Below are 17433 nucleotides of genomic sequence, written 5' to 3' on the forward strand. Positions count from 1 at the left end.
ATGATACCGGAACTGTCTCCGGCCGTTTCTTACCATTCTAAATAAATCGTTCCCCAGGTCAGCCCTCCGCCGAATCCGCACAAAACAAGCTTATCTCCTCTCTCAAGCATTCCCTTTTTATTGATCTCGTCTAATAAGATCGGAACACTCGCCGACGATGTATTGCTGCATCGGTCCAGATTCATCGGAAACTTTTCAATGTCAAGCTTCAGACGCTTTGCCGCCGAATCAATGATCCGTTTGTTCGCCTGATGCAGGACATAGTATTTGATTTCATCTTTTGAAGCTCCTGCTTTCTCAAGTACATTCTCAATCGTCTTGGGAACCGTCTTTACCGCAAAGCGGTACACTTCCTGTCCGTCCATGAAAACAGGCTCCAAAGGCTCATGATTTTCTACCAATAAGTTATTTAATTTTCTCTCACCGCAGGTCAATGCTTCGCCGAGTTCTCCGTTAGATCCAAAATCAATAAAGACTTCCTTGGAATCATCTGCTTCCACAACCGCACATCCTGCTCCATCCCCGAACAAAACACAGCTGCTCCGGTCATTCCAGTCTACGATCTTGGATAAAGTTTCTACACCGATGACCAGCATTTTTTTGGCCATGCCGGCCTTTGCGTATGCAATGGCAGTCGTCAGTGCATAAACAAACCCGGAGCAGGCTGCATTTAAGTCCATACAGACTGCATTTACAGCTTTGATGGCCTTCTGCACATCACATGCACCGTTGGGAGTAGCCCGGTCGCCGGACAATGTCGCAAAAAAGATACAGTCCAGCTCTTCCGGAGCAACTCCGCTTTCCTCTAAGGCCTTTTCTGCAGCTTTGACTGCCATGCCGGATGTTGTATCATCTACAGAAATATGACGCGCCCGGATACCTGTTCTGCTGGCAATCCACTCGTCACTGGTATCCATCACTTTTGCTAAATCATCGTTTGTAACAATCGTCTCCGGAAGATAACTTCCTGTACCTAATATTCTAATCGACATATCTTATCATTTATCCTGCGCTTTCCTAATATTTTGTTTACCAAAGTATATTCTTTTTTCCCCGATTTGTCAATGGTGCCCAGCTATTATCAAATGATAATGCAGACCAGCCCGCCATTGCTTTCGTTTACGATTTTCTCCATCGTATCCTGCAGTTTCTGCTGGCTTTCCTCGGTCATCTTCTGGGCTTTGGACTGCATACCCTCTCCCACCAGCTGTTCCAGTGTCTTTCCGAAAATATTGATATCCCAGATACTCTCCTGAGAATCACTTTTTCCCTTGTCAAAGTACTCCATAAGATCTTTTGCCTGATATTCTTCCCCGACAATCGGTGCAATCTCCGTTGAGATGTTCGCCCGGATCATATGAATAGACGGAGCACTGGCTTTGATCTTTACTCCATACTTATTGCCGTGCTTGACGATCTTCGGTTCTTCCAGTACAATGTCGCCTTTGGTCGGCGTCACAACTCCATAGCCCCGCTGCTTCACCGCATTCAGTGCATCTGCCACCTCTTCGTATTCTTTCTTCTGCCTTGCCAGGTCCTGCATAATAGAAATGAATTCATACTCATTTTTAATCGGCAGCCCGATTGTGTCGCTTAAAAATTCATAATAATAAGAATCATCCATATCAACTGCGATTCGGATTACACCTGTATCCATGGCTACAGAATCCAGCTTCCACTGTTTTATGTATTGATTTTCGTAATCTTCCTCCTCATAGATGTCCTTCATTGTATCCTTTTCCATAAGCATCCTGCGGGCCGTATCCATAATCTCCTGTTTGATCTTGTGGTCTTTCGGCAGTACCTCCACCCACTTCGGCACGAAAAATCCGATGGATGAGATTGGAAATTCCATCAGAACACTTTTCAGTATGAAATAAATATCATCCTTTTTAAGCTGCTCACAGTTCATCGGCAGCACCTTTGCCCCATATTTTTCCTCTTTTTCCCTGGCCAGCTTCACTGTATCCTCGGAATAAGGGCGGCTGGTATTTAAAAGTACCACAAATGGTTTATGTAATGCTTTCAGCTGTTTGATCGTCTCTTCTTCCGGCTCCTGGTAATTAGCCGCCTCTATGTCTCCGAAAGAACCGTCTGTTGTCACAACGATGCCGATGGTGGAATGCTCTGTGATAACCTTTTTTGTTCCAATGCTGGCTGCCTTTGTAAACGGAATCTCATAATCAAACCACGGCGTTTTGACCAACCGTTCCTCTTCCCCCTCAATATGGCCCACCGCTCCGTTTACCATATAGCCGACACAGTCGATCAGGCGGACCTTCATGCTGATGCCGTCATCCACGTTAATCTCTACCGCCTCATTGGGCACAAACTTCGGTTCCGTTGTCATGATGGTCTTCCCGCTGGACGACTGGGGAAGCTCGTCGTTGGCACGGTTTCTTTCATTCTCATTTTCCATATTCGGAAGAACCATCAGGTTCATAAACCGCTTGATAAATGTACTCTTCCCAGTCCTCACGGGACCTACCACGCCGATGTAGATTTCCCCATCGGTCCTGGCCATAATATCCTTATATACATTAAAGTAATCCATAATATCCTCCTACGATAGACTGTTAAAGTATATGCGGACTCTCCGTAAGTTATGACTGTAACAGCAAAAAAGAATCCCGCTTGAGGGCCGCTTTGGCGATTTCCTATGAAATATAAAAAGGACTGCCCCTGCAGTCCTTTTTATATTTCGTCACTATGTATTGTCAGGAAAAAAACTTTTCTTTAACTTCCTTTACCGGCATATCCTGTCCTGTGAACAGTTTAAATGCTGCCACTCCCTGCCATAAAAGCATTCCGTCTCCCTGCACAGTTTTGCAGCCTGCCGCTTTTGCATCCTTTAAAAGCTTTGTCTCTTTTGGATTATATACAACATCTGCAACAACCATGCCTTCATGGAACAGACTTGTATCCTGGATCACGGAAGTATCTTCTTTCGGTTTCATTCCAAGCAGAGTTCCGTTCACAAGGATGTCTGTCTTGGCAACTGCCTTTTTCACTGCAGCTTCATCTGCCAGGTCAATCAGCGAGATCCTGCAGTCCGGTGCTTCCACGCGGAGTTTTTTGTGCATCTCTTCAGCCCGTCCGAAGAAATCATCTCTCGGATTGATTACTGTGATCTCTTTTGCATCATCCAGGGCACACTGAACTAAAATAGCAGTTGCTGCACCGCCTGCACCGAAGATTACAATATCTTTTCCCTGCACCTCAACACCGTGGTCATTTAAGTTTGCCACAAATCCTTCACCGTCGGTGATATGTCCGTAAAGCTTTCCATCCCTGTTCACTACAGTATTGACTGCACCGATCAGCCTGGCCGCCGGAGATAGCTCATCCATGTATTTTGCCGCTTCAGTCTTACACGGCATCGTTACGTTAATCCCTTTCATATTCAGGGTGCGGACTGCACTGATTGCATCTTTTACCTGTTCTTCTTTAATATCAAATGCGAGGTAAGCTGCATCAATATCCAATGCCTGAAAGCCATAATTGTGCATTGCCGGTGATCCTGAATGCCCCACCGGTGATCCGATCAGTCCCAGTAATTTTGTTGTTCCTTTGATTCTGCTGTCCATAGTTCCTCCTACTCTTTTCTCTGGCAGACTTGCAAAGCTGCCCTTTTTCTTTGTTATCATTTTATCTGAAAGGCATCCGGCAGCCAGGCGCCGCATGCCTTCGCTTTTGTTCAGCTATGCTTCTTCTATAATCTCGCGGATCAGGTCTCTTTCATCCATATGATGTTTGACTCCCCTGATCTCCTGGTAGTCTTCATGCCCTTTGCCTGCAAGAATAACAATATCTCCCTTGCCGGCGTGTTCCATACAATAGCGTATGGCTTCCTTCCTGTCCGGAATTGTTACGTATTTGCCCGGGCCTTTATGGACGCCGACTAAAATGTCATTGATGATATCCATAGGTTCTTCATTTCTTGGATTGTCAGACGTCACCACAGTAAGATCCGAAAGCTTTGAGGATACTTCTCCCATTTCATATCTTCTTGCTTTTGCCCGGTTGCCTCCGCAGCCGAACAGGCAGTAGATCTTTTCCGGCTCATATTTGCGGATTGTCGTAAGAAGACTCTCCAGACTCATCGCGTTGTGTGCATAATCAATCATCAGTGTATATTCACCCGGTGTTTTTACGATCTCCAGGCGTCCTTTTACCTGGATTGTATTCAAAGCTTCCAGTACATCGGACTTTTGGATCCCCATGTGACGGCACAGAGAGATAGCTGCCAGTGAATTGTAGACCGTAAAATCCCCCGGTATGTCTACATGGACATTGTACTCTTCCTTTCCCTTCAGATCATAGGAAACACCCAGATACCCCGGTTCCTGGATCCGCTTTACATTTTGGGCATACACATCGTTATTCTCATTCATGCCAAAAGTTTCAAGAGAGCAGGTATGCCCTTTTACAATCCGGTCCACATAACTGTCATCGCCGTTTACGATCCCCTGTCTGCACTGCTGAAACAGCAGAGACTTACAGTGAATATAGTCATCCATATCTTTATGCTCATTTTCACCGATATGGTCTTCTGCCAGATTCGTAAAAATCCCGTAGTCAAAGACAAAACCGCTCACCCTGTGAAGCATCAGACCCTGTGAGGACACTTCCATAACTACATTTTTGCATCCCGCATCTGCCATCTTTCGGAAAGACTCCTGAATTACATAAGACTCCGGCGTTGTATTGACTGAAGGGATTCTCTCCTCCCCGATCACCGTCTCAATCGTTCCGATCAGTCCTGTTTTCTGCCCCGCATGCTCAAGTACAGACTGGATCATGTAAGTAATCGTTGTTTTCCCTTTTGTCCCTGTGATCCCAATGGTAGTCAGCTCCTCTGCAGGATATCCGAAATAAGCTGCTGACATTTCAGCCAGTGCTCTCCTTGTATCGCCAAACCGGATCACTGTTACATCCTCAGGTGCCTCAATGTCCTGTTCAGCCACAATAGCTTTGGCACCCTGCTGTACAACCTGGCTGATAAACTTATGGCCGTCAAAGGCCGCCCCGGAAATACAGACAAATACACTGCCCTCTTCAACTTTTCTTGAGTCATACACAAGAGTGCTGATCTCTGTGTCTTCTGAACCCTGCACAAGGGTATATTCTGAACGTTCTAATAATTTTGATAATTTCATAGATTCCTCCTAAGCCAGAACTTCCGTAAGGTCAATCTCTCCGTCAAATACTTTTGTGGCAGGCCCTTTCATAAAAATCGTATGCTTTTCTTCATCATATTCAATCTGAAGATCTCCGCCTAAAAGATGGACCAGAACTTTTTTGCCGGTCTTCTTATTTAAATAGCTTGCATAGGCACTCGCACATGCTCCGGTTCCGCAGGCAAGTGTCTCTCCTGCCCCGCGTTCCCAGACCCTCATTTTGATGGTCTGCTCGTCAATTACCTCAATAAATTCTGTGTTGACTCTGTCCGGAAACATGGGATGGTTCTCAAACATAGGCCCAAGCTTTTCAATGTCAAGATCATCTACAGAGTCCACAAACACAACACCGTGCGGATTCCCCATGGATACGCAGGTAATCCTGTATTCTCTGCCGTCCACAATGACAGGTTTGTCAATGACCTGATCTTCCTCATCATAGATGACCGGAATCTTTTCAGCATCCAGCACCGGTGCTTCCATGTCAACATTAACCCATGTGACCTTTCCGTTCTCCACCGTAAGATCCAGTTCTTTTATGCCGCCTTTTGTCTCTATTGTAATTCTTGTTTTATCAGTCAGTCCATAATCATACACATACTTTGCAATACAGCGGACTCCGTTGCCGCACATAGCTCCCTCCGAACCGTCTGAATTATACATTGCCATACGAAAATCTGCTTTATCGGAAGGGTGAATACAGATCATGCCGTCCGAACCAATCCCAAAATGGCGGTCACTGACAAACTTTGCTGCCGCATTCGGATTTTCTATCTTTTCTTCAAAACAGTTGACATATACATAATCATTGCCGCAGCCGTGCATCTTTGTAAATTTCATGGAATCACTCCTTATTTTCATATTGTTATTAATATTTTATTTATTCTACCATAATCAATATAGAAACACAAAGTGTTTTCTGCCGTCTCTCAGTTGTGTTTTCCGGCTTTCTGTTGTAAAATAATAGTAAAAAACAGGGAAAGGACAGGCCATGTATTCTTTTTTAGAAATTAAAAGCCAGATGTTTTCGGATTTTTATCTTCTTTTTTGCGGCATGCAGGAGTGCACTCCGCTCTATTCATTCGGCCCTGCTGTACGAAGCCACCATCTGCTTCATTACTGTGTCAGCGGTAAAGGTTATTATTATGCCGGAGATCAGCAGTATACCATCGGACCGGGAGATGCCTTTTTAATTCTGCCCGGAGAAGTCACATTTTACCAGGCTGACGAAAAGGATCCATGGACTTATCTTTGGGTAGGTTTTTCCGGAAGCCAGGCCGATGATTACCTGGAGCGCTGCGGTCTGGACAGCCGCCATCTCATCTGCCACTGTGAAGAAAAGGATCTTCTTGTATCTTACATAGAAGATATTCTCAGGCACAATACTTTAAGCTACAGCAACGAGCTGTATATCCAGGGTATCCTTTTTCTGATCTTTGCCTGTTTCAGCAGGTCTGCAGATATTAAATATAAGTCGGACTTTTCCAGTGAAAATATTCATATCAGCAAGGCTATAGAATTCATACAGAAAAACTACCAGAACGTCATTACTGTCACGGATATTGCAGCCTATGTTTCCCTGAACCGGAGTTATCTGTCCAGTATGTTCCAGGAGAATCTTCATATGTCTCCGCAGCAGTTTCTCCTTCGGTTCCGCATTACAAAAGCTACCGAACTTCTTGTGGATACAGACCTTCCAATCAAAAACATCTCCTACTCCTGCGGATATGCCAACCAGCTGGCTTTTTCCAAAGCCTTCAAAAAGATTACCGGATCAAGTCCTACCGCTTACCGCAGGGAAAACCGCAATGTACCCAATACCGTCCGGGATTACGACCCCCATAAAGCGGAAAACCCGCATCAGGCAGAATAACAGCAAAAGAAAAACTCCGCGCCAAAGGCGCAGAGTTTTTCTTTTTAGGAACGTGCAGAAGGCGCTCGCAATTCGTCTTCTGCCGTTAAGATATATAGGCGAGACTGGTAATCTCCGTTGGCTCCGTTAAATTTCTCGTGGTTTTCACCGCTGGAAGCATCCGAAGTCACCAATCCGGCTTTCATAAGTTCATCGCCGTAATGGCTGGTTTCATTAATTGTTACATGGTAACATAAATCCTCATCAAGTCCCCGCAGCCTAAGCCTTGTATATCCGGAGTTTACCGGTTCCAATGTGCGGAAGTATCCGACTATGGCTGTCCGTTTGTCTTTTGAGACCACCATCCAGGCGCTCGTGTTGCATTCAAAGGGACTTTTCAGGCGGTAGAAAGTTCCGAATTGAAGAACTTCCCGATACGTTTTCATAAATTCCACCTGTTCCTTGATCTTCTCCTGTTCTTCTGCTGTCAGCTTATTCAAGTCTAATTCGTATCCAAAGGTCCCAAAGCAGGCAACATTTGCTCTCGTCTCAATCGGAGTGTTTCTGAGCACCTGATGATTTGGCACTGCAGACACATGGGCTCCCATACTGCTGACCGGATAAACCATACTTGTGCCATACTGGATTTTGATCCGCTCGACCGCATCGGTATCATCACTGGTCCAGCACTGAGGCGCATAGTACATCATCCCGGGATCAAATCTTGCACCTCCGCTGGCACAGGACTCAAACAAAATATGAGGAAACTTATTTGTAAGTCTGTCATACAGATCATATACCCCCAAGATATATTTGTGGGCAACCTTCCCCTGGTCACTGGCATCTGCCTTTGCAGAATACACTTCTGACATGCAGCGGTTCATATCCCATTTTACATAAGACACAGGGGCATCCTCCAGAACCTTTTCCATAAGTCCGTAAATATAATCTACCACTTCTTTTCTGGAAAAGTCCAGAACAAACTGATTCCTTCCGTGGCAGCTGTTTCGTCCGGGGACAGAAAACATCCAGTCCGGATGGGTACGGTACAGATCACTGTCCTTGTTTACCATCTCCGGCTCAAACCAAAGACCGAATTTCAATCCCATTTGTTCAATCTTTTCTGCAATGCCTTTGATCCCTTCCGGAAGCTTCCTAAGATCCGGATACCAGTCTCCCAGAGAACTTGTGTCATCATCCCTTTTTCCAAACCATCCGTCATCCAGGACAAAGAGTTCAATTCCAAGCCTTTTCGCTGTCTCTGCAATAGAAAGAATTTTATCCTCATTAAAATCAAAATAGGTTGCTTCCCAGTTATTCACAAGAATCGGCCGGACCTTGTCTCTCCACACACCCCTTGCAAGGCGTTTCTGATATAAATCATGATAAATCTGGCTCATGCCGTTCAGTCCCTGATCACTGTAAACGGTCACTGCCTCAGGTGTCTGAAATGATTCCCCCGGCTGGAGTTCCCATGAAAAGGTGTTTGGATTAATCCCCATAGTAACCCGTGAGACATCATAAGTATCCACTTCCACCTGAGCCAGAAAATTTCCGCTGTACACGAAGGAAAATCCGTAAACTTCACCGCTGTGCTCTGTTGTGTATTCCCGCTTCAGGGCAATAAACGGGTTATAGTTATTAGAACTGCAGCCTCTCATACTGTAAACAGACTGAATCCCATGACAAAGCCTGCGTTCTTTGATATGCCGCTCTCTGGACCATGCCCCTGTCAGTTCTATCATCTCATAATCTGAATCCGGCAGATCTACACAGAGACTCATAGCCTGGTTTATAACGACCGGCTCTTCTCCGTGATGAATGAAGCGTGCACTGCGGGCGATGGCTCCATACTCTTCAAAGATCGTATACGAAAGTATCAGATCTGTCCGGATCAGTTCATCTCTCAGAAGGATCTCCAATGTCTGGGCTTCGCCCGGCTCCTCTGCATAAGTTGCCGGCAGTCCTTTGAGACTTGGTTTTCCGTCTGTGATTGTATGAGACACATAAGTAAAATCTGTAATTCTGCTGCCGTTCTTCTGAAGAACCTCATAGGCCGGATAACGCATATCTCCTGAACCATACGATGGGTACTCCTGTTTGATGTGTTCCATAGAAAATGTCAGATCCCCTTCAAAAGTACAGGGAGCCATAGGCCGCTGTCTGGCCTCAAACAGATGATCAAACTCCTCCCTGTCCTTCACTGCCGCTCCGTAATAGAGCTGACCCAGCTGCCTGTTTCTCAGTATTTTAAAAATATAGCTGATATTTTGATTGTATAAATGAAATGTCTCTGAAGTTTCATGAAAAATAATTGACATAATCTTTCCTCCGTTTTTAAGATGATATATTGCCTGCCAGACGTTCGTCAAGCTTTTCTTTTCTCAGTGCCAGCACATTCATGATTTTTTCATAGTATGCTCCGTGCAGCTTAAATTTTGTCCTGTAAATGACATAGCTGAGTGCCACAAAAAGAATCGGTACACCGACCATCACAAGACGAATGCCGTTTTGGGTTGACATCGTCTGCACTGCGTTCGGAATATATCCTGTAGCGTTCAGCGCTATCCCGGTAAGGAGTGCTCCCATGGCAGATGTAAATTTAACAAGCAGGGTCTGGATAGAAAACGTAACAGATTCATTTCTCGTCCCGAATTTATACTCACCATAGTCTACCACATCAGCCAGCACTACCGTCACAATTCCAAGCTGAAGCCCGGAACCGAATTTCACGCCGAACCCTGCAATGGCTGTCAGCACAAAATTGGTCGGAGCCAGAAATCCGGCAGCCAGAAGAATTACAAGCCCAATGGCAGGGATCACGCTTGCCAATAGATAAACCTGATTTCTCTGCAGATGCTTTGCGATCCACGGAAACAGAAACAGCCCTGATATCTCGGCAATACCTGCAAACATCGTAAAGATGGAAAACATGGCTTTGCTTCCTGCTACATATAAAAAGTAATAGAGGGACACTCCGGTCATAACCTGCATAGCGAAATTAAATGTGAGAATGACAGCAATTGCAACCAGCAGCTGGTCATTTTTTGCAATAATATGTATTAATTTTTTAAAGGATGTCTTTTCTTCTTTTACAGCCTTTACATTATCGGCTGACTTTACATTAAACACTGTGACCGCTATGGTGATAACAAATACTGCTGTAATAATATATGCAAAGTATGAATATCCTTTTTGTGCATCCCCTTTTCCAAGGAAATCCATGATCTGAAGGCCAAATCCTCCGACAATCAGGGATCCTCCGATGGATGCAAAGATTCTCGGTATGACAGCTACCCGGTCCCGCTCTGATTTATCACTGGTCAGATTGGGAAGCATGGACCAATAGGGAATATCCATGATGGTGTATGTCATGCCCCACAGAATATACATGACGGCTGCAAACACATACAGGGCAGTCCCCGAAAGCCCCCAATTTGTAAACAGACAGGCAAACACAGCTGCATTCACCAAAGTTCCCACAGCCAGCCATGGCCTGAATTTTCCCCATCTGGTCTTTGTATTGTCAACGACCATACCCATGCCCAAGTCATTAACAGCATCCCAGAACTTTGCAAAAAAGAACAGGCCTCCCACAAATGCCGCCGATACTTTCAATACATCCGTAAAGTATACCATTGCATAAGTAAAGATTACTCCGCAGATCATATCCTTTCCCAATGCTCCAATTCCGTAGCTATATTTTTCTCGCGCTGACAGCTTCATACTATCCATCCTCCTATTTTTTTACGATCAATAAATCTTCGTTGGCTTTTACTTTTCCCGCCTTCAGCACCTCAATGTTGTCCTTTTCCACGTCAGCAAATACAATCGGTGTTGCCTCCGAAAGTTTTTTCTTTTTTAAAAGACTGCGGTCAAATTCCAGCAAAAGCTGTCCTTTGTTTACAAAGTCTCCAGGTTCTACATATATATGAAAGCCTTCGCCTTTGAGCTGATTTGTATCGATTCCCACATGAATCAGATATTCATGCCCTGACTTTGTTTCCAGACCGATCGCATGACGTGTGGGAAATGTAAAGTTTATTTTTGCATCGGACGGTGCAAATACTTTATCACCTGATGGAAAAATAACAGCCCCGTCTCCCAGAAGCCCTTCGGCAAATGCCTTGTCCGGCGTCTCTTCCAAGGGCCTCACTTCACCGTCCATCGGACATCCGAACACTTCTTTTCCTTTTGAAAATAATGCCATTTTCTTACCTCCTGAATATTTCTTTTTTCTTCCATCGATGTTGATTAAATTATAACATCCGGATATACTTTTTCCAGATGGTTTTGTGTGCATAATATGTCCAAATGTTAGTTATATGTTGTTTTTAACAAAACTTTCTCTTTAACAAGGCCTATTTTATACATTTTTATATACATCAAAGCAAATTTATCAATATTCTTGATCTTTTTTCATAAGTCCAAACTTTGTGTAAATATATCCAAATGTTATATATTTGTTAATCCGCTCAACTGCATCCTTCAAAGTGCTTCCGGGTAGACGCACTTTGAAGGATACGATATACTGAAAAGAGAATGATTTTTAGGAACAGAGGCGCATTTTATATGGAAAATAAGACAAATGATTTTACAAAAGGAAGTGTAACGAGAAATATTATAAACCTGGCTGTACCTATGACTTTGGCTCAGCTTATCAATGTTCTGTACAGTATTGTTGACCGCATCTACATCGGAAGGATGGGGACAGATGCAGCGCTTGCCCTGGGTGGTGTGGGAATTACCTTCCCCATCATCACAATCATTATGGCTTTTGCCAATCTAATCGGTATGGGCGGCGCCCCTCTGTGTTCTATAGAGCGTGGAAAAGGAAATCAAAAAAAAGCTGAGGAGATTATGGGGAATTCATTTTTCCTCCTAATCGTCCTGGGCCTTCTTCTTACATCTGTAATTCTTATTTTTAAAAAGCCTGTTATTTATGCGTTTGGAGCCAGCCATGCCACGTTCCCATATGCGGACAGCTATATTACAATCTACCTGCTGGGTTCTGTATTTGTAATGATCGGTCTTGGAATGAACAGCTTTATCAACTCACAGGGTTTTGCAAGAACAGGCATGCTGACGGTTTTAATCGGCGCGGTTCTGAATATCGTTTTAGATCCCATTTTTATTTTTGTCCTGCACCTTGGTGTCAGGGGCGCAGCTCTGGCAACCATTCTCTCCCAGTTTATTTCTTCAGTCTGGGTCCTTCTGTTCCTTTCCGGCAAAAAGACCATTTTAAAACTGAAGATTGAAAATTTCAAACTGAAGCTGCCGCTTGTAAAACAGATCGCTGCTCTGGGCCTGTCCGGATTTACCATGTCCATCACCAACAGCATTGTCCAGATTGCCTGTAATGCTACACTGCAGATCTACGGCGGAGATCTCTACGTGACAGTCATGACCATCTTAAACTCCATCCGGGAAGTTATTACCATGCCGGTAACCGGCATTACCAACGGTGCACAGCCGGTACTTGGTTATAATTACGGTGCTGAACAGTACACCAGAGTCAAGCAGGCCATCCGTTTTATGACACTTGCCTGTATAGGCTACACCTTTTTTGTTTGGGGAATTCTGCTTCTGGCACCGCACTTTTTTATCCATATATTCAACAGCAGTCCGGAAATTATCGCAAAAGGAGTTCCGGCCCTGAAGCTCTACTTCTTCGGGATTTTTATGATGTCTCTTCAGTTTTCAGGCCAATCCACGTACATTGCACTGAACAAGTCCAAACAGGCCATTTTCTTTTCTATTTTCCGAAAAGTAGTGATCGTTCTGCCTCTGACCGTCTGCCTGCCAATGCTGTTCGGTCTGGGGGTCAACGGCGTTTTTATAGCAGAACCAATTTCCAACTTTATCGGAGGAGCGGCCTGCTATGCCACCATGCTGCTCACCGTCTTCAGAAAATTGAAACCGCCGGCAGACGTATGAATTTTTTCACTTTGCGTGCATCCTGTACGGAGTGCTTTTTACTGCACAGGGGATTCTGAAGGAATTTTCTATACAGCAAAAAAAGGCTTTACCGTCTCAGGTAAAGCCTTTCTGAATTTATGTTTCATATTTATTGTTCCAGCAGTTTCTGAATTCCCGCCTTTTTTACACAGACACAGAATAATTCCATTGCCTGTTCTAATTCTTCCACTGCAGGATATGTAGGAGCAATCCTTAAGTTGCTGTCCTTAGGATCCTTTTTGTACGGATAGGTAGCTCCGGCTCCGGTAAGTACAACGCCTGCTTCTTTTGCCAGGCGGACCACTTCCTTTGCACAGCCTGGATATACATCCACTGACACAAAGTATCCTCCCTTCGGCTCCTCCCATGATGCAAGTCCGGTTCCTGCAAGCTCTCTGCTGAGATACTTAAGAACGGTCTCAAACTTCGGCTTCATACAGCCGGCCAGAACCTGCATATGTGCTCTCAGTCCTTCTGCATTTTTAAAGAACTGTACATGACGCAGCTGGTTTACCTTGTCATAACCGATGGTCTGGGCACCCATTACTTTTTTGATTTCCCTGATGTTGTCATCACTGGAAGCGATCAGGCTGACACCAGCTCCCGGGAAGGTGATCTTTGATGTAGAGAAGAAATAATATGGGCGGTTCTCAGTGCCTGCCTCCCGGCATGCATCTAAAATGTTCTTTACTTTTACGTCTTCAAAGACAGGATGCACACCATAGGCATTGTCCCAAAATATCCTGAAGTCTTTCGCGGCAGTCTTCATGGAAGCCAGTCGGTCTACTGTCTTGTCACTGTAACAGATACCCTGGGGATTGGAATACTTCGGAACACACCAGATTCCCTTTATGGACTCATCATTTCCGGCAAGTTCTTCTACTATGTCCATATCCGGGCCTTCTTTTGTCATAGGAACCGGGATCATTTCTACACCCAGTGTCTCACAGATCGTAAAATGACGGTCATATCCGGGACTCGGACAGAGGAACTTTACTTTGTCCAGCTGTCCCCATGGTTTTTCTCCCATAGTGCCAAATACAAACAGACGCATCATTGCGTCAAACATTAAGTTAAGGCTGGCATTTCCCCCGACGATCAGATTCTCAGCTTTAATATCAAGAAGTTCACTGAAAAGTTCCTTCATTTCCGGAATCCCGTCTAAGACGCCATAGTTTCTGACATCCATCCCTGCCTTGGTATGATAATCCGTCATCTCTTTCAGCATGCCGTTGGCATGGTCAATCTGGGACGGTGCAGGCTTTCCTCTTGACATATCAAGACTTAAGTTCCTGCTTTTCAGTTCCTCATACTCCCTGTCTGCTGCTTCCTTTGCCTGTTCCAATTCTTCCTTTGACATTTCCGCGAATTCTGCCATAGCTTTGTCCTTTCTTATTCTTCTTCCCATTTCAGATTTGTATGTTCTTTCTTGCGTTCCCTGAGCAGCAGATCTGCCACTGCCTCTTTCGGGTCCTTCTCCTCAAAGAGCACTTTGTTGACTTCCTCGATGATCGGAACATTTACATGATTCCGTCTTGCAAGCCCAAGGGCAGCCTTCGCCGAATATACACCCTCTACCACCATCTTGACTTCGTCCATAGCTTCTTTCGGGGAATATCCCTGACCCATCAAAAGCCCGGCTTTCCTGTTTCGGCTGTGGACACTGGTACAGGTAACGATCAGGTCACCGATGCCGGTCAGTCCTGTAAATGTCTCAATCTTTCCTCCAAGGGCTGCTCCGAGCCTGGTAAGCTCTGCGATTCCTCTGGTCATCAATGCAGCTTTTGTATTGTCGCCGTATCCCAAACCGTCTGTGACGCCGGCCGCGAGAGCGATGACGTTCTTTAACGCTCCTCCAAGTTCAATTCCCATAATATCCGGGCTTGTATAAACACGGAATACTTCATTCATGAACAGATCCTGCAGCATAACAGCTACACTTTCCTTCTTGGCGCCGACAACACAGGTGGTAGGAAGCTTTCTTCCCACTTCCTCTGCATGGCTTGGTCCCGAAAGCACACAGACAACAGCGCCCGGAATCTCCTCCTCAATAATCTCCGTCAGCGTTTTAAAGGTCTCATCCTCAATACCCTTTGCCACATTGACAATGACCTGTCCTTCTTTTATAAAAGGAGCCATCCGCCCTGCCATAGAACGGACTACCGGAGACGGTACAGCCATAACAATAACATCTCTGCCGGTGAGGGTTTCCTCGAGATCACCGCTCACCTTCACATTTTCAGGAAGCTTCACTCCAGGAAGTTTGTCTTTCTGCTCTCTTTCCTTCATAAGCATGTCAATTTCCTTAGGGTCATGAGACCACAGTGTCACTTCATGCCCATTGTTCGCCAGCAGAACAGCCAAAGCACTTCCCCAGCTTCCTGCACCGATTACGCTTACCTTCTTCATAGTTTCCTCCTAACGTTTTACCTTCTGTCCAAGCTTGTTTTCCGTTCCGTGAATCAGCCGGTCAATGTTTGCCCTATGCCGCCAGACTGCCATTGCGGTGAATACACATCCCACTGCCACCAGCTGCCAGTCATCCGGGCTGCTGAAATATAATATAAAAGGAATCACCAGCACCATACAAATGGAGCCCAGTGATACATATCTGCTGATTCCCGTTACTACAGAGAAGATCAGCAGACAAAGGAGTCCCAGCCTCCAGTCAAATGCAAAGATCACTCCTCCTGTAGTAGCGATTCCCTTTCCGCCCTTAAAGTGCAGGTAAAAAGGAAAATTATGCCCGATGACCACTGCAAAACCGGTCACCAGCCAGAGCGTAGCCTCATGGGCCATGCCGCCGAATTGTGGAATCAGTATGTATCTCGCAGCGTTGACTGCGATAAGCCCCTTCAGGGAGTCTCCCAGGAAAGTCAGCAGTGCCGCTGTCTTTCCCAAAGTCCGGAGTGTATTGGTAGTTCCTGAATTTCCGCTTCCGTAATTCCTTATATCAATGTGATTGATCTTTCCAATGATGTATCCTGTCTGAATGCAGCCCAGCAGATATCCCATCGCCAGGCAGAGAAAAACACAAAGGACCATTACTTCTCCTTCCTTTCCCGAGCAATGATGTGAATCGGGGTTCCCCGGAATCCAAAGGTATTCCGAATCTGATTTTCAATATATCTGGTATATGAAAAATGCATCAGCTGCCTGTCATTGATAAATACAACAAATGTCGGCGGTTTTACTGATACCTGTGTCATATAGTAAAGCTTCAGTCTCTTTCCTTTATCTGACGGCGGCTGTTTCATCGCCACTGCCTCAGCCAGAATCTCGTTCAGCACTCCGGTCTGCACCCGCATAGCATGGTTTTCGATAACCGCGTCAAGTGTATCAAAGATTTTAGGAAAACGCTGTCCGGTCTTTGCAGAAATAAAAACCAGTTCTGCATAGGACATGTAAGCTAAAACTTCACGGATTTTGTTGGTAAACTTGTAGATCGTCTTGTCATCCTTCTCCACAAGATCCCATTTATTCACCGCAATAATCATCCCTTTGCCGCGCTCATGGGCAATCCCTGCGATCTTTGCATCCTGTTCCGTGATGCCTTCTGTGGCATCAATAACCAGAACTGCCACATCACACCTCTCCACGGCAGATACTGTACGGATCACACTGTAGCGCTCCAGTTCTTCCTTGATCTTGTTCTTTCTTCGGAGTCCTGCCGTATCAATGAACACATATTCTTTGCCGTTCTTTTCAATGACTGTATCAATGGCATCTCTTGTGGTTCCTGCGACGTCAGAAACTATGACCCTTTCCTCGCCAAGCATCTTGTTGATAATAGAAGATTTGCCCGCATTCGGTTTTCCGATGATGGCAATCTTCGGCCGTTCATCTTCCTCTTCCTCCAGAGCCTCCGGATCGCAGTGCTCAACTACTACATCCAGCAGATCACCGAATCCCAGCTTAGAGTTTGCAGAAACCGGATGGGGATCACCCAGTCCCAAATTGTAAAATTCGTAGGTATCCGCCAAAAACTTATCATAGTTGTCCACCTTGTTGACTGCCAGGACAACCGGCTTTTGTGAACGTCTCAGCATGTCCGCAACCTGAAAATCGGCATCCACCAATCCCTGTCTTACGTCCACCAGGAAGATGATAACATCGGCTGTCTCTATGGCGATCTGTGCCTGCTCCCGCATCCTGGAAAGGATAACGTCTCCTGAATCCGGTTCGATTCCTCCTGTGTCAATCAGTGTAAAATTATAATTCAGCCAGGTAATGTCCGCATATATCCTGTCTCTGGTCACTCCGGGGGTATCTTTGACAATCGAAATATTCTCTCCCGCAAGTGCGTTAAACAGCGTGGATTTCCCCACGTTCGGCCTTCCCACAATTGCTACTATCGGTTTACTCATGTTTATTTCCTCTCTGTATGGAATCTTTCTTCCTAAAACTTCCGTTTGATTATAAAATAATCTTTCCCACTTGTAA

General features: G+C 45.2%; 14 protein-coding genes. 2 read left to right on the forward strand and 12 right to left on the reverse strand.

What is annotated here, in order from left to right:
* Nucleotides 1-29 precede the first annotated feature (29 nt).
* The 5 genes from KH180_RS08260 to dapF all read right to left on the reverse strand — a co-directional run bounded on the left by KH180_RS08260 (nt 30) and on the right by dapF (nt 6020).
* Nucleotides 30-992 carry a beta-ketoacyl-ACP synthase III gene (locus KH180_RS08260; RefSeq protein WP_290759038.1) on the reverse strand — a complete coding sequence of 321 codons (963 nt, stop codon included), beginning with the start codon at nt 990-992 and terminating at the stop codon, nt 30-32.
* An 89-nt stretch (nt 993-1081) separates the two neighbouring features.
* On the reverse strand, nt 1082-2554 hold the full coding sequence (gene spoIVA, locus KH180_RS08265; protein ID WP_290759041.1) for a stage IV sporulation protein A: 1473 nt from the start codon (nt 2552-2554) through the stop codon (nt 1082-1084).
* 163 nt (nt 2555-2717) lie between these two features.
* Nucleotides 2718-3587: a shikimate dehydrogenase gene (locus KH180_RS08270; RefSeq protein ID WP_290759043.1), complete on the reverse strand. Its 870-nt coding sequence runs from the start codon at nt 3585-3587 to the stop codon at nt 2718-2720.
* A 114-nt stretch (nt 3588-3701) separates the two neighbouring features.
* Nucleotides 3702-5159 carry a UDP-N-acetylmuramoyl-L-alanyl-D-glutamate--2,6-diaminopimelate ligase gene (locus KH180_RS08275; RefSeq protein ID WP_290759045.1) on the reverse strand — a complete coding sequence of 486 codons (1458 nt, stop codon included), beginning with the start codon at nt 5157-5159 and terminating at the stop codon, nt 3702-3704.
* A gap of 9 nt (nt 5160-5168) precedes the next feature.
* Nucleotides 5169-6020 carry a diaminopimelate epimerase gene (gene dapF / locus KH180_RS08280; protein ID WP_290759048.1) on the reverse strand — a complete coding sequence of 284 codons (852 nt, stop codon included), beginning with the start codon at nt 6018-6020 and terminating at the stop codon, nt 5169-5171.
* Nucleotides 6021-6171: 151 nt separating this feature from the next.
* On the opposite strand from dapF, the gene KH180_RS08285 reads away from it, so the two are divergent.
* Entirely contained in the window at nt 6172-7053 is an 882-nt protein-coding gene (locus KH180_RS08285) for an AraC family transcriptional regulator (protein ID WP_290759051.1), read from the forward strand.
* Between the two features lie 44 nt (nt 7054-7097).
* Here the strand turns inward: KH180_RS08285 and KH180_RS08290 are convergent, their stop codons facing one another.
* Genes KH180_RS08290 through KH180_RS08300 form a run of 3 tightly spaced genes read right to left on the reverse strand, consistent with a single transcriptional unit; the run spans nt 7098 to nt 11242 of the window.
* On the reverse strand, nt 7098-9353 hold the full coding sequence (locus KH180_RS08290) for an alpha-galactosidase (protein WP_290759054.1): 2256 nt from the start codon (nt 9351-9353) through the stop codon (nt 7098-7100).
* 16 nt (nt 9354-9369) lie between these two features.
* Nucleotides 9370-10758: a melibiose:sodium transporter MelB gene (melB, locus tag KH180_RS08295; protein WP_290759058.1), complete on the reverse strand. Its 1389-nt coding sequence runs from the start codon at nt 10756-10758 to the stop codon at nt 9370-9372.
* Between the two features lie 13 nt (nt 10759-10771).
* On the reverse strand, nt 10772-11242 hold the full coding sequence (locus KH180_RS08300) for a PTS sugar transporter subunit IIA (RefSeq protein WP_290759061.1): 471 nt from the start codon (nt 11240-11242) through the stop codon (nt 10772-10774).
* 362 nt (nt 11243-11604) lie between these two features.
* Between KH180_RS08300 and KH180_RS08305 the strand changes: the two genes are divergently transcribed.
* Nucleotides 11605-12969: an MATE family efflux transporter gene (locus tag KH180_RS08305; protein WP_290759063.1), complete on the forward strand. Its 1365-nt coding sequence runs from the start codon at nt 11605-11607 to the stop codon at nt 12967-12969.
* Nucleotides 12970-13099: 130 nt separating this feature from the next.
* Here the strand turns inward: KH180_RS08305 and KH180_RS08310 are convergent, their stop codons facing one another.
* Genes KH180_RS08310 through der form a run of 4 tightly spaced genes read right to left on the reverse strand, consistent with a single transcriptional unit; the run spans nt 13100 to nt 17357 of the window.
* The gene (locus tag KH180_RS08310; protein ID WP_290759065.1) at nt 13100-14368 is read right to left on the reverse strand and encodes an aminotransferase class I/II-fold pyridoxal phosphate-dependent enzyme; all 1269 of its coding nucleotides are present in this window, start codon (nt 14366-14368) and stop codon (nt 13100-13102) included.
* A gap of 14 nt (nt 14369-14382) precedes the next feature.
* The gene (locus KH180_RS08315; RefSeq protein ID WP_290759068.1) at nt 14383-15399 is read right to left on the reverse strand and encodes an NAD(P)H-dependent glycerol-3-phosphate dehydrogenase; all 1017 of its coding nucleotides are present in this window, start codon (nt 15397-15399) and stop codon (nt 14383-14385) included.
* 9 nt (nt 15400-15408) lie between these two features.
* Nucleotides 15409-16035, reverse strand: a complete 627-nt coding sequence (gene plsY / locus KH180_RS08320; protein ID WP_290759071.1) for a glycerol-3-phosphate 1-O-acyltransferase PlsY — start codon at nt 16033-16035, stop codon at nt 15409-15411.
* Nucleotides 16035-17357: a ribosome biogenesis GTPase Der gene (der, locus tag KH180_RS08325; RefSeq protein WP_290759074.1), complete on the reverse strand. Its 1323-nt coding sequence runs from the start codon at nt 17355-17357 to the stop codon at nt 16035-16037. Before der ends, plsY begins: the two co-directional genes overlap by 1 nt.
* Between the last annotated feature and the right edge of the window lie 76 nt (nt 17358-17433).

The sequence above is a fragment of the Anaerostipes sp. genome (assembly GCF_018381315.1).
In the GTDB taxonomy this organism is placed as follows: Bacteria; Bacillota; Clostridia; order Lachnospirales; family Lachnospiraceae; genus Anaerostipes.

Bases quoted from the DNA above. Each gene is read 5' to 3' on its own strand.
- KH180_RS08270 (WP_290759043.1), bottom strand. From the start codon at position 3,587: ATGGACAGCAGAATCAAAGGAACAACAAAATTACTGGGACTGATCGGA.
- spoIVA (WP_290759041.1), bottom strand. From the start codon at position 2,554: ATGGATTACTTTAATGTATATAAGGATATTATGGCCAGGACCGATGGG.
- KH180_RS08315 (WP_290759068.1), bottom strand. From the start codon at position 15,399: ATGAAGAAGGTAAGCGTAATCGGTGCAGGAAGCTGGGGAAGTGCTTTG.
- plsY (WP_290759071.1), bottom strand. From the start codon at position 16,035: ATGGTCCTTTGTGTTTTTCTCTGCCTGGCGATGGGATATCTGCTGGGC.
- der (WP_290759074.1), bottom strand. From the start codon at position 17,357: ATGAGTAAACCGATAGTAGCAATTGTGGGAAGGCCGAACGTGGGGAAA.
- KH180_RS08300 (WP_290759061.1), bottom strand. From the start codon at position 11,242: ATGGCATTATTTTCAAAAGGAAAAGAAGTGTTCGGATGTCCGATGGAC.
- melB (WP_290759058.1), bottom strand. From the start codon at position 10,758: ATGAAGCTGTCAGCGCGAGAAAAATATAGCTACGGAATTGGAGCATTG.
- dapF (WP_290759048.1), bottom strand. From the start codon at position 6,020: ATGAAATTTACAAAGATGCACGGCTGCGGCAATGATTATGTATATGTC.
- KH180_RS08310 (WP_290759065.1), bottom strand. From the start codon at position 14,368: ATGGCAGAATTCGCGGAAATGTCAAAGGAAGAATTGGAACAGGCAAAG.
- KH180_RS08285 (WP_290759051.1), top strand. From the start codon at position 6,172: ATGTATTCTTTTTTAGAAATTAAAAGCCAGATGTTTTCGGATTTTTAT.
- KH180_RS08275 (WP_290759045.1), bottom strand. From the start codon at position 5,159: ATGAAATTATCAAAATTATTAGAACGTTCAGAATATACCCTTGTGCAG.
- KH180_RS08290 (WP_290759054.1), bottom strand. From the start codon at position 9,353: ATGTCAATTATTTTTCATGAAACTTCAGAGACATTTCATTTATACAAT.
- KH180_RS08260 (WP_290759038.1), bottom strand. From the start codon at position 992: ATGTCGATTAGAATATTAGGTACAGGAAGTTATCTTCCGGAGACGATT.
- KH180_RS08305 (WP_290759063.1), top strand. From the start codon at position 11,605: ATGGAAAATAAGACAAATGATTTTACAAAAGGAAGTGTAACGAGAAAT.